The organism is Dactylosporangium sp. NPDC000521, assembly GCF_042898305.1.
In the GTDB taxonomy this organism is placed as follows: Bacteria; Actinomycetota; Actinomycetes; order Mycobacteriales; family Micromonosporaceae; genus Dactylosporangium.
The window spans coordinates 122,703-134,281 of sequence record NZ_JBIAYW010000025.1 but is presented as its reverse complement, the minus strand read 5'-3'; the positions used below and the strand labels follow the sequence as shown (position 1 = coordinate 134,281).

13 protein-coding genes and 2 tRNA genes are annotated in these 11,579 nt (G+C 69.6%); 3 read left to right on the top strand and 12 right to left on the bottom strand.

Going from position 1 to position 11,579, the window contains the following annotated elements; genetic code table 11:
- The first annotated feature begins 663 nt into the window (after window positions 1-663).
- Window positions 664-876 (top strand): hypothetical protein, encoded by a 213-nt coding sequence (locus ACFY3L_RS46635; RefSeq protein WP_389339951.1) that lies wholly within the window; start codon window positions 664-666, stop codon window positions 874-876.
- Between the two features lie 135 nt (window positions 877-1,011).
- Here ACFY3L_RS46635 and ACFY3L_RS46630 read toward each other — a convergent pair whose 3' ends face one another.
- From ACFY3L_RS46630 to ACFY3L_RS46600, 7 genes are all read right to left on the bottom strand, one after another.
- Entirely contained in the window at window positions 1,012-1,809 is a 798-nt protein-coding gene (locus tag ACFY3L_RS46630) for a carbon-nitrogen hydrolase family protein (protein ID WP_389339949.1), read from the bottom strand.
- A gap of 16 nt (window positions 1,810-1,825) precedes the next feature.
- Window positions 1,826-2,659: an EamA family transporter gene (locus tag ACFY3L_RS46625; protein WP_389339947.1), complete on the bottom strand. Its 834-nt coding sequence runs from the start codon at window positions 2,657-2,659 to the stop codon at window positions 1,826-1,828.
- A gap of 183 nt (window positions 2,660-2,842) precedes the next feature.
- Window positions 2,843-4,138, bottom strand: a complete 1,296-nt coding sequence (clpX, locus tag ACFY3L_RS46620) for an ATP-dependent Clp protease ATP-binding subunit ClpX (protein WP_344501471.1) — start codon at window positions 4,136-4,138, stop codon at window positions 2,843-2,845.
- A gap of 266 nt (window positions 4,139-4,404) precedes the next feature.
- Entirely contained in the window at window positions 4,405-5,064 is a 660-nt protein-coding gene (locus tag ACFY3L_RS46615; protein WP_389339945.1) for an ATP-dependent Clp protease proteolytic subunit, read from the bottom strand.
- 11 nt (window positions 5,065-5,075) lie between these two features.
- A complete protein-coding gene (locus ACFY3L_RS46610; RefSeq protein WP_344501473.1) occupies window positions 5,076-5,726 on the bottom strand; it encodes an ATP-dependent Clp protease proteolytic subunit in 651 nt (216 codons plus the stop codon).
- Window positions 5,727-5,899: 173 nt separating this feature from the next.
- Window positions 5,900-7,270, bottom strand: a complete 1,371-nt coding sequence (gene tig / locus ACFY3L_RS46605) for a trigger factor (RefSeq protein ID WP_389339943.1) — start codon at window positions 7,268-7,270, stop codon at window positions 5,900-5,902.
- 74 nt (window positions 7,271-7,344) lie between these two features.
- A tRNA-Pro gene (locus tag ACFY3L_RS46600) sits at window positions 7,345-7,418 on the bottom strand.
- Window positions 7,419-7,560: 142 nt separating this feature from the next.
- Between ACFY3L_RS46600 and ACFY3L_RS46595 the strand changes: the two genes are divergently transcribed.
- Window positions 7,561-7,631, top strand: a tRNA-Gly gene (locus ACFY3L_RS46595).
- Between the two features lie 124 nt (window positions 7,632-7,755).
- Window positions 7,756-8,148, top strand: coding sequence for a hypothetical protein (locus ACFY3L_RS46590; RefSeq protein WP_389339941.1), 393 nt, complete (start codon window positions 7,756-7,758; stop codon window positions 8,146-8,148).
- 103 nt (window positions 8,149-8,251) lie between these two features.
- On the opposite strand, the gene ACFY3L_RS46585 is transcribed toward ACFY3L_RS46590, so the two are convergent.
- The 5 genes from ACFY3L_RS46585 to ACFY3L_RS46565 form a co-directional block, all read right to left on the bottom strand.
- Window positions 8,252-8,407, bottom strand: a complete 156-nt coding sequence (locus ACFY3L_RS46585) for a hypothetical protein (RefSeq protein ID WP_389339939.1) — start codon at window positions 8,405-8,407, stop codon at window positions 8,252-8,254.
- Window positions 8,408-8,497: 90 nt separating this feature from the next.
- Window positions 8,498-9,694, bottom strand: a complete 1,197-nt coding sequence (locus ACFY3L_RS46580) for an RNA polymerase sigma factor (RefSeq protein ID WP_389339937.1) — start codon at window positions 9,692-9,694, stop codon at window positions 8,498-8,500.
- The gene (locus ACFY3L_RS46575; protein WP_389339967.1) at window positions 9,678-10,079 is read right to left on the bottom strand and encodes a YciI family protein; all 402 of its coding nucleotides are present in this window, start codon (window positions 10,077-10,079) and stop codon (window positions 9,678-9,680) included. The genes ACFY3L_RS46580 and ACFY3L_RS46575 overlap by 17 nt, the downstream gene beginning before the upstream one ends.
- An 11-nt stretch (window positions 10,080-10,090) precedes the next feature.
- Entirely contained in the window at window positions 10,091-10,843 is a 753-nt protein-coding gene (locus ACFY3L_RS46570; protein WP_389339935.1) for an alpha/beta fold hydrolase, read from the bottom strand.
- Window positions 10,844-11,491 carry a DUF2625 family protein gene (locus tag ACFY3L_RS46565; protein WP_389339933.1) on the bottom strand — a complete coding sequence of 216 codons (648 nt, stop codon included), beginning with the start codon at window positions 11,489-11,491 and terminating at the stop codon, window positions 10,844-10,846. It abuts the gene before it with no gap.
- Window positions 11,492-11,579 lie beyond the last annotated feature (88 nt).

Genomic DNA, 11,579 nt, shown 5'->3' with positions numbered 1-11,579 from the left:
CCTCGGACACGACAACAGCCGTGTCACGGGGTCAATCAATTGGCACTGGCTTAACAAGCACCCTGTTGAGTTCTCAAACAACCAACACACACCGCTGAAGCTCGCCCAGTCGAGCTTGCCTCATCCGGGGCAACTTCTCTACTTTACCAGGTTGCTCGCCGTTGTCAAGTCCGTTTTTTCTGGGCTATCCAACTTCAAGCGGGTTTCCCGAGCATAACAAGCACACCGTTTCCGGTGATCTTGTTTCGGGAGATCCGGTAGGACCGGCCGGCTCTGGAGCGTCTCGCTCGCTTGCCCGCCCGGCTCCCTGCCGGCTTTGTTACTTTACCAGGTCGTTCCTGCCTGTCAAGTTCGCGTTATCCGCTTGTCGACCTTCTGGAACGTTTCCCGCACACGCCAACCGCACCGTTACCGGTGTGGAGACCTGCTCGGGATTCCGACTGGACCGGCCGGCTCGAGCCTCTCGGCTTTCACCCGCCCGGCTCCCTGCCGGCTGGATCAACCTACCTGGCCGGCTTCGCGATCGCAAATCCGGCTTACACCGGTTGATACCGCACCATCCAGGAAGAAGTCCGGCGAACCGGTCGTTTCCGACCAGTCCCTCGGACCTGGAGAACCGTACGGGGAACGGCGAACCCGCGTCAAATCGGGGAGGATGACGGCATGACGCCGAGCCCTCACGCGGACGCATTGCTGGACACGCTCTTCCCGCTGTGGCAGTTCGTCATCGGGGTCGCCGTGGCGTTGTTCGTGGTCGTGGCCACCTATCGGCTGGCGATGCGCGGACCTTCGCGAATGCGGGCCGCGATGCTCGTCACGGGCGCGGCGATCGTGGGGATCACCGTCGTCGGCATCCTCAGCAACCGCCACATCTGACCCGAGGCAGCCACCACATCTGAACCGAGGCAGCCACCACGCCTGACCGAGGCAACGGCCGCATCTGAACCCAAGGCGACGGCCGCGCCGCCGCCTCGACGAACGGTCTCGGCCGCGGCGGACAGGGCGTGACGCTCAGCCGAGCCGGCGGTTGGCCAGACTCGGCAACGTGGCGCGGATCTCCGCGAGCCGCGCGAAGTCGAGATCCGCGAACGTGACGCCCACGACATCGGGCGCCAGGGCGACGACCGTCCCCCAGGGGTCGATCACCATACTGCGCCCGAAGCAGGTGCGGTCGGGGTCGTGGTTGCCGACCTGCCCGGCGGCCAGCACATAGCACTGGTTCTCGATCGCACGGGCGCGCAGCAGCGGCTCCCAGTGGTCGCGGCCCGTGTGGAGCATGAACGCGGCCGGCACGACGAGCACCGTGGCACCGTCGATCGCGAGCTGCCGGTACAACTCCGGGAAACGCAGGTCGTAGCAGATCGACAGGCCGAGAACGGCCTCCTCGACGTCGAGCAGCGTGGTCTGTGTGCCGGGCGTCACCGTCGCGGACTCGTGGTAGGAGACGCGACCGGGGATCTCGACGTCGTAGAGATGAATCTTCCGGTAAGTGCCGGCGAGTCCGCCCTGGCGGTCGAAGACGAGCGTGGTGTTGTACGTGTGCTCGGGGTCGGGCCCGACCTCGTGGAACGAGCCGGCGTGGACCCACATCCCGAGCTCGCGCGCGGCGTCGGCGAAGAAGGCCGCGAACTCCCCGTCGATCGGCTCCGGCTTCGGCGCCCCCTCCGCGCGGCCGAGATAGTCCACGTACTCCGGAAGCACCGCCAGATCCGCACCGCCCGCGGCGGCACGCTCCAGCAGGGTCCTGGCCACCCTCAGGTTGTCGGCCCGGTCGTCCCGGGCGTTCAGCTGACACACCGCTACGCGCATACCCCCAGCCTATCGATCAGGCGGCGGTCAGCACGAGCGCGGCGGCGGCCAGACCGAGCCCGGTGATCTGCAGCGGCCGCATCCGCTCCCGGTCGACGGCCATCGCGAGGAAGACGGTGCTCACCGGGTACAGGGACGCGATCGGCGCGGTGACGCTCAGCACTCCCCCGCGGACGGCCACGAGGTAGAACGCGTTGGCGGTCACGTCGAACGCGCCGGCGGTGCTCGCGAGCGCCACCGACGCGCGGTCCATCCGCAGCGGCACGCGCATGACGCGCATCGCCACGAGGAGGCCGGCGACCCCGACCACGCGCCCCGACAGCAGCGGCCACATCCCGGACCCGTGCGAGGTCTGGGCGATCAGGGTGAAGTACCCGCCGAACAGCAGCCCAGCGCCGAGCGCGGCGACGATCACGCTCCGGGCGACCGTGACGCCGCCGGTCGGGCCGGCGCTGACGAGCGTGATGGCGACGACGGCGAGCAGCGCACCACACAGGGCGAGCGTCGACGGGCGCCGGTCCAGGACGAGACCGAGCAGCAGCGGCACCGCGGCCGTCGTCGTGGCGGTCAGCGGCGCGACGACCGACATGGCGCCACCGGCGAGACCGCGGTAGAAGACGACGAGGCCCGCGTTGCCGAGCACGCCGGCCGCGGCGCCCCACGCGAGGTCGGCGACGGACGGCGGCCCCGGGCGGGTGACGATCAGCCAGCCGACGACGAGCGGGATGCCGGCCAGTTCGGCGATGAGCGCGATGCCGAACGAGTCGGTGCGCTGACTCGCCTTGCCGCCGGCGAAGTCACCCGCACCCCAGACGAGCGCGGACGCGGCGGCGAAGACGAGAGACCACACGTCGGCAACGATATGGGTTGCCGATTGGTCTCGCCACCGCGTTTTCCGTCGTACCGGTGTGCAAGGCTACGGTATTCCGTTGCGCTGGTCGTACACCTGCCGCAACCGCGAACAGCGAACGCGCCGCCCACCCGTGAGGGCGGACGGCGCGCTTCCGATCAGGCGCTGCTCAGGCTTCAGGCTTCAGGCCGACTTCTCCTCGCGGTCCGCGCGGCGGCGGCCGGCCCGGTGGGCGGCGAGGTCGCGGGGCACGATGGTCGGGATGACCTTCTCGAGCACGACCTCGCGGGTGATCAGCACGCGGGCGATGTTGGGGTTGCTGGGCACCTCGTACATCACGCTGAGGAGCACTTCCTCCATGATCGCGCGGAGGCCGCGGGCGCCGGTGCCGCGGAGGATCGCCTGGTCGGCGATCGACTCGAGGGCCTCGGCGTTGAACTCCAGCTCGACGCCGTCGAGCTCGAACAGGCGCTGGTACTGCCGGACGAGCGCGTTGCGCGGCTCGGTGAGGATCTTGACCAGCGCGTCGCGGTCGAGGCTCTTGACGCTGGTGATCACGGGGAGGCGGCCGATGAACTCGGGGATGAGCCCGAACTTCAGCATGTCCTCCGGCATCACGTCGCCGAAGCTGTCGTCGAGCGTGCGGTCGGTGATCGAGCGCAGGTTGGCGCCGAAGCCGGTGCCGCCCTTGCCGACGCGCGCCTGGACGATCCGGTCGAGCCCCGCGAACGCGCCACCGCAGATGAACAGCACGTTGGACGTGTCGATCTGGATGAACTCCTGGTGCGGGTGCTTGCGGCCGCCCTGCGGCGGCACGTTGGCGACCGTGCCCTCGATGATCTTCAGCAGCGCCTGCTGCACGCCTTCGCCGGACACGTCCCTGGTGATGCTGGGGTTCTCCGACTTGCGGGCGATCTTGTCGACCTCGTCGATGTAGACGATGCCGGTCTCGGCGCGGCGGATGTCGTAGTCCGCGGCCTGGATCAGCTTCAGCAGGATGTTCTCGACGTCCTCGCCGACATAGCCGGCCTCGGTCAGCGCCGTGGCGTCCGCGATCGCGAACGGCACGTTGAGCATCCGGGCCAGGGTCTGCGCCAGGTGGGTCTTGCCGCAGCCCGTGGGGCCGATCAGCAGGATGTTGGACTTCGCCAGCTCGACGCCGTCGCTGGAGTTGCCGCCGGACTCGGCCTGGACCCGTTTGTAGTGGTTGTAGACCGCCACGGCGAGGGCCTTCTTGGCCTGGTCCTGACCGACCACGTACTGGTCGAGGAAGGCGCAGATCTCCATCGGCTTGGGCAGCTCGTCGAACTTGACGTCACCCGACTCGGCGAGCTCTTCCTCGATGATCTCGTTGCAGAGGTCGATGCACTCGTCGCAGATGTAGACACCAGGTCCTGCGATCAGCTTCTTCACCTGCTTCTGCGACTTGCCGCAGAAGGAACATTTCAGTAGGTCGCCGCCGTCGCCGATCCGTGCCACCTACGATCTCCCTGCCTTCGGCCGGACTGACTGCCCGGATCGCGTCACGCCTGTGCCTCGCGCTGTGCGCGCTTGCGCTTTTGTTCAGCTCACGTGTGCGGCTTTACCGCTGGTTGCCGCTTGCGTCTTGCGTGTTGCTAGGTGCTGCCTCGACGTTACCTGGTGGTCGGCCGTATTCCGACCCCCTGAGCGGTGGTGTCTTTCCAGATGGCCACATCGGCCCGCCAGACCGTGAGGTGAGGCGGGCCGACCGTGAACCTTGGGCGCTATGCCCCGGAAGCGACCAGTGCCGACTTCTTGCGGCTGACCAGGATGTTGTCGACCAGACCGTACTCCTTGGCCTCGTCGGCCGTCAGGATCTTGTCGCGGTCGATGTCCTTGCGGACCTTCTCGATCGGCTGCCCGGTGTGCCGGGACACCATCTCCTCGAGGTTCGTGCGCATCCGCATGATCTCGCGGGCCTGGATCTCGATGTCGGATCCCTGCCCGTAGCCGCCCTCGGTGGCCGGCTGGTGGATGATGATCCGCGAGTTGGGCAGGGCCAGACGCTTGCCGGGCGTGCCGGCGGACAGCAGCACCGCGGCGGCGCTGGCCGCCTGGCCGAGGCAGACCGTCTGGATGTCGGGCCGCACGTACAGCATCGTGTCGTAGATCGCCGTCATAGCCGTGAACGAGCCACCGGGCGAGTTGATGTACATGATGATGTCGCGGTCCGGCTCGTTGCTCTCCAGCGTCAGCAGCTGCGCCATCACGTCGTTGGCCGACGCGTCGTCGATCTGCACGCCGAGGAAGATGATCCGGTCCTCGAACAGCTTGTTGTACGGGTTGGTCTCCTTGATCCCATACGACGTGCGCTCCACGTAGGACGGGAGGATGTAACGGTTGTGCACCTCGCGCATCCCCGGGGGCAGGCTCAGATCGGTCATCGCTTCGCTCCTCAAGCCAGGGTTCCGGCGCCTTCCGGAGCCTGCTGGGCCCCGGTGATCACCTTGTCGATGAAGCCGTAGTCGCGCGCCTCTTCGGCGGTGAACCAGCGGTCGCGGTCGGAGTCGGACTCGATCTGGTCCAGGCTCTGCCCCGTGTGGAACGACACCCGCTCCTGGAACATCCGCTTGGTGTAGAGCATCTGCTCGGCCTGGATGGCGATGTCCGAGGCCGTGCCGCCGATGCCACCCGAGGGCTGGTGCATCATGATCCGCGCGTGCGGCAGCGCCATGCGCTTGCCCGGCGCGCCGGCGCACAGCAGCAGCTGGCCCATCGACGCCGCCATGCCCATCGCGACCGTCGCCACGTCGTTGGTGACGAACTGCATGATGTCGTAGATCGCCATGCCCGAGTAGACGGAGCCACCGGGCGAGTTGATGTAGAGCCAGATGTCGCGCTCCTCGTCCTCGGCGGCGAGCAGGAGCATCTGGGCGCAGATCCGGTTGGCGACCTGGTCGTTGACCTCGCTACCAAGGAAGATGATCCGTTCCTTGAGCAGCCGGTTGAACACCGAGTCGTCGAGCGTCAGGCTCGAGTCCGCGCCCCGACCGCGCCCCGAGGGCGCGGGACTGACTGGCGACGCTGGAATATGCAGGTCGGTCATGGCAGCCCTTCGCAAGAGTCTTGTACTTGCCGACCCTAACCGGTGTTGGGAGCGGGAGCTTCCCATGCTCACCGCATTTCGCTATGAGCGCACCGTGGTCGGCCGGGCCCGTTGTGCGTGCTTTGCCGCGCTGCGCACTTCACGCTGCGGCTCGGGCCCGGCCGGCTCCCAGGTCAGTGGTTGTGACCCTCGTGGTCACCGTGGTCGTGGCCCTCGTGCTCGTCCGCCGGGCCGCGCAGGTCGTCCAGCGACAGCGCGGTGCCCTCCGAGTCGACGATCTTCACCCGCTCGAGCACCACACCCAGCGCCTTGCCCCGCCGCACGTCACCGAAGACCGCACCGGCGACACCGGCCTGGACCAGCTGGTCGTAGTACTGCTGCGGGCCGACCCCGGCACGCTGCGCCCGGTGCACGATCTCGTGCCCGAACTCGTCGTCGCTCACCTGGATGTTCTCGGCGTCGGCCAGGGTGTCGAGCACCAGCTGCACCTTCACGCCCTCGACGGCCGCCTCGTTGAGCTCGGCGTCCATCTCCTCCTCGGTCTTGCCCTCCGTCGACAGGTAGTCCTCGAACGACGCACCGATGCGCTGGAGCTGGTCGTTCATCGACTCCTTGCGCGACTCCACCTCGTCCTTCACCACGCCCTCCGGCGCGGGGACCTCGGTGGCCTCGATGACGGCCTTCAGCGCCAGGTCACGGGCCGAGTAGAGCTGCTCCATCCGCTTCACGCGGGTCAGCCGGGTGCGCAGGTCGTCCTTGAGCTCGTCGAGCGTGTCGAACTCGCTCGCCAGCTGGGCGAACTCGTCGTCGACCGGCGGCAGCTGCTTGTCCTTGACCGACTTCACGGTCACCGACACCTCGGCGTCGCGCCCCTCGAAGTCGCCACCCACCAGCTGCGTGGTGAACGTCGTCGACTCGCCCGCCGACATCCCGGCCAGCACCTCGTCGAGACCCGGCACCAGCTGCCCGCTGCCCACCTCGTGGGAGATGTTGGTGGCGCTGCCGCCCGGCACCTCCTCGCCGTCCACCGTCGCGACCAGGTCGATCTGCACGAAGTCGCCGACCAGCGCCGCCCGCTCCACCGTCTTCAGCGTCGCGAACCGGTCGCGCAGGCCCTTGAGCTGCTCGTCGACGTCATCCTCGCTCACCACGAGCGCATCGACCGTCACCTGGATCTCCGACAGGTCCGGCAGCGTGATCTCCGGCCGCACGTCGACCTCGGCGGTGAACTTCAGCGGCTGCCCATCCGCGAACTCGGTGATCTCCACCTCGGGCCGGCCCAGCGTCTTGACCTCGTGCTCACGCACCGCGGCCAGGATCTGCGTCGGGATGACCTCCTGCACCGCCTCGTTGAGCACCGCACCCCGACCGACCCGCTGGTCGATCACGGCGGACGGCACCTTGCCGCGGCGGAACCCGGGGATGACGACCTGCGAGCCGATCTCCCGGTAGGCCTTCTTCAAGCTGGGCTCCAGCTCGGCGAACGGCACCTCGATTTCGAGCCGCACGCGCGTCGGGCTCAGGGTCTCGACGGTGCTCTTCACAGAACTTCTCCTCATGGGTCGCGGTCAGCCGCTCCAACGGCTGGGTGGACTGGCGGCTGCCTGGTATGTCCCGGTCGGGGTGGCGGGATTTGAACCCACGGCCCCTCGCTCCCAAAGCGAGTGCGCTACCAAACTGCGCTACACCCCGGTGCTGTGCGTCGGCAAGTGTATGCGTTGGGTCTGACAGTCCGCCGCTCGGTATGGCGGTGTCGCACTGCATGGACCCGCCATATGCCCCTCGGCGGAGGATTCGGTACGCTGGGAGGCGCACCCGGCAGCGCCGGGAGCACGCGGGCGTAGCTCAATGGCAGAGCTTCAGTCTTCCAAACTGACGGTGTGAGTTCGATTCTCATCGCCCGCTCCGCTGCCCCGCCGCAGGTCAGGCCTTGCGGCAGGGTGATTCTTCAGACCGCGCGCGGTGCGTCTCGCGCCGCAGCGGCGGTGATCAGGTCGCCGCACGCCAGCGGGCGCGATCCTCGCCCGCCTTGCGGGTGCAGCGCATCAGCGTGCCGGTCGACGTGTGCCCGATCGCTCCTTCGGGCGAGCAGAAGGCGCCCGGGTGGACGTTGTTGTTGCCGCCACCCGCCGGGGCGGTCGTCCTCGGAGGCGCCGGCTTCGTCGTGGCAGGCTTCGGCACCCCAGTCGTCGCCTTCGGCGCTCCAGTGGTCGCCCTCGGCGCCGGGACGCCCGTCCCTGGCGCGGACGCGGCAACGGACTCGGTCGGCGACGGGGACGGGGACACCGACGGCGACGCGGAGACCGACGGCGAGGCAGCCGCGGCCACCGTCTGGGCGCCCGGCTTCGCGGTGGAGCCGCAGCCGGCAAGGGCCAGCAGGACGATCACGGCGACGGTCAGGCGGCGACGGCTCATGCGCTGATCTTCCGCCGCGGACCGCCACCGTTGATCGGTCGCGCGGATGCATCGGAATCACGATCAGTCATTGACACCGTACGTTCGGGCACCCGGTTGCGGGCGCCCGGTCACTCCTGCGTGGTCCAGCGGACCGGAAAGACGCCGACGCGGGACTCGTGGACCGGGTCGCCAGCGGCGACGTGGTCGGGGTGTTTCGAGCAGCGGACCGGGACGTCGCCGGTGGCGGTCGGGGTGAGTTTCACGGCGGTGCAGGTGATCTCCATGAGTGGGGACAGTAGTCGAACAGGCGTTCTAAATCAGCCGGATCATGGAATTGACCAGGACGAACGCCCGCTACCTGCCCGTCCGTCCGATCATTGGCACGCGGCGGCGCGGGTGTGCAGGTACCGGCGCAGGGGCACGCTGCCGGTGAGGCCGGCGGCCTTCGTGTAGGCGTCGCGGGCATCCGCCAGCGAGCCGCTCATCTCCAGCAGATGCCCCAGCACCGCATGGAAACGGTGATCATGCACCAGCGCAGGCAAGGCGGACAGCGACGACAGCAGCGACAGGCCGGCAGCGGGGCCCGAGGCCATCGTCACCGCCACCGCGTGGTTCAGCGCGACCATCGGGTTGTCCGTCAGGGTCAGGAGCAGCTCGTACAGCGCGACGATCTGCGGCCAGTCGGTCTCGGCCGCGGAGGGGGCCTCGTCGTGCAGGGCCGCGATCGCCGCCTGCAGCTGATAGGGGCCGACCGGGCCGCGGGGCAGCGCCGCCGTGACGAGGGCGACACCCTCCGCGATCAGCGAGTCGTCCCACAGGGTGCGGTCCTGCGCGTCCATGGGGACCGGGGTGCCGTCGGCCGCGGTGCGGGCGGGCCGTCGCGCGTCGGTGAGCAGCATCAGTGCCAGCAGCCCGGCGACTTCGCTGTCGGTGGGCATCAGCCGGTGCACGAGCCGCGCCAGCCGGATCGCCTCGGCGGCCAGGTCGGGGCGGTGCAGATCGGGGCCGGCCGTGGCGGCGTAGCCCTCGTTGAACATGAGGTAGAGCACGTGCAGGACGGCGCCGGAAAAGCCGGAAGGCAGCGCGAACGGCACGTCGCTCGCCTTGATCTTCTGCTTGGCGCGGCTGATGCGACGGGCCATCGTCGCCTCCGGCACGAGAAACGCCCGGGCCACCTCGACGGTGGTGAGGCCGCCGACGGCTCGCAGGGTCAGCGCGATCTGGTCGGGCGGGCTCAGCGACGGGTGGCAGCACATCGCCAGGAGGATCAGGCTGTCGTCGTGCGCCGCACCCGACGGCGGCGGGGGCGTCCACTCCGCCTCGCGGCGCAGCCGCGCCGACTCGCTGCGCAGCAGGTCCGTCAGCCGCCGCGACGCGACGGTGATCAGCCAGCCGCGCGGGGACTCGGGGACGCCGCCGGCGGGCCACTGCGCCGCGGCCGCGATGAGGGCCTCCTGCACGGCGTCCTCGGCGTGGTCGAAGTGCCCGTACCGGCGCACGAGGGCGCCGAGGACCTGCGGCGCGAGCGAGCGCAGCAGGTCCCCGAATGCGTCCTCAGAGGCCGATCTCATCGCCGGATTCGATGATCGGCCGCACGTCGGCGTAGGCCGTCGCGGCGGCCGCGGGCGGCGCCGGGCACTGGCCGAGCCGGGAGGCGATCTCGGTGGCCCGGTCGAAGCTGTCGACCTCGACGATCCAATACCCGGCGAGGACCTCCTGCGTCTCCGCGTACGGCCCGTCGGTGACCAGCGCCGGCGTCCCGCCGATGCGGCGGGTGTGCACCGGCGCGCCCAGGGCCCGGGTCTCGACCAGCTCGCCGGACGCCTCGAGCTCCTGGTTGAACTTCGCCATGAACTCGCCCATCGCGGCGAAGTCCTCGGCGGTCCAGACCGGGGCGTCGCCCGGCCGGCCGGCCATCTCGTCGTAGTCCCGCTGGGACGCGTACGTCAGGATCATGTACTTCACGGTCACTCCTCTCGAACGGCACCGTCCATCGGTGACGCCGGAGACGTCGGAGCGGGCGTGCCGTCCCGGACAGCATCGCCGAGAAATTTCATGACCGTCTCGCGGAACCGGTCCGGGGCCGTGCTGTGGATGCGGTGCCCGACCGGGAGGGTGACCAGCTCGCAGCGTGGGATCAGCGCCGCCACCTCGGCCAGCCGCGCCGGCGCGATGTGGCTCGTGGGCCCGCCGGACAGCAGCAGGGTCGGCGCCGTGATCGCCGGCAGCGCGTCCCACCACTGCGGCCGCGCCTGCCTGAGCTGCGCGATCGCGGAGGTCAGCGCCAGCCGGTCGTACCGGCGGCGCGGGTCGGCGGTGCCGATCGACAGCAGCAACAGGCGGCCCAGCGACAACCGGCCCTCGGAGACGCGCGGCGGCGCCGGCGGATCTTCGAGGACCAGCCGCGTGACCCGGTCCGGCTGCTCCTGCGCGACCAGCGACGCGGCGAACCCGCCCAGCGAATGCCCGACGAGCGTCGCCCGGTCCAGGCCGAGCCGGTCGAGCAGCGCGAGCACGTCGTCGCGGTGGGAGTCCAGCGTGTACGAGCGGGAGCGCGGACTGCCGGCATGACCCCTCAGGTCCGGCACGACCACCCGGTGCCCGGCGTCGAGCAGCGCAGGCGTGAACAGGTCCCAGGTCGCGCCGCGGCTGCCGCCGCCGTGCAGCAGGACCACGGCGGGCGCGTCCCGCGGGCCCTGGTCGCGATGGTGCAGCTCCACCTACGCGCCGAGCTGGTCGGCGAAGTCGTGCAGGACGCTCACCAGCTGGTTCATCGGGACCGGCCGGCGGCTCACCTCGGCCACGTCCTTGCCCTCCGCGGTGAACAGCGGCGGCGCCGTGTGGATCCCGGCGTCGAACGGCACCGCGGCCACCTCGTCCTGCCAGCCGGGCCAGCGCCAGCTCAGGTAGAACTGGTCGATCGCGCCGCCGAGCATCGCGTACAGCCAGTCCGTGTACCCGAGGCCGAGGTCCTCCCAGCGGAGCGTGTCGGGCGCGAAGTAGTGGATCGACGGTGACGGACCGTCACCCTGCCGCCACACGAACTCGCCGCCCATCACGTCCTGCGCGACGACCAGCCCCGCGCCCTCGAACCCGGCGTTGACCGTGTGGATGTCCGGCAGCCGCCGCTCGGGGTGCCCCGAGCCGAGGATCCGCAGCCAGCCGTCGTCGACGACCAGCCCGCCGGACAGGTAGACCAGCGACCCGAGCCACGAATTCGTGGTGACCTGGAGCCGCTGCAGGCAGGAGGCCGCCCGGTCGGGATCGGTCGGCAGGATCTCCACCGCGAACGGTGACCCGCTGACCGCCGCCTCGACCTCGGCCCACGCCGACCGGTCCTCGGAGATCAGCTCGGCGAGCGAGCGCATGTCGCAACTCTACGACGCCCCGGCCCCGCAGGGGTCGCAGACACGAACGGCGGATCTCCCGCGATGAATGACGATCATTCACGTTCTC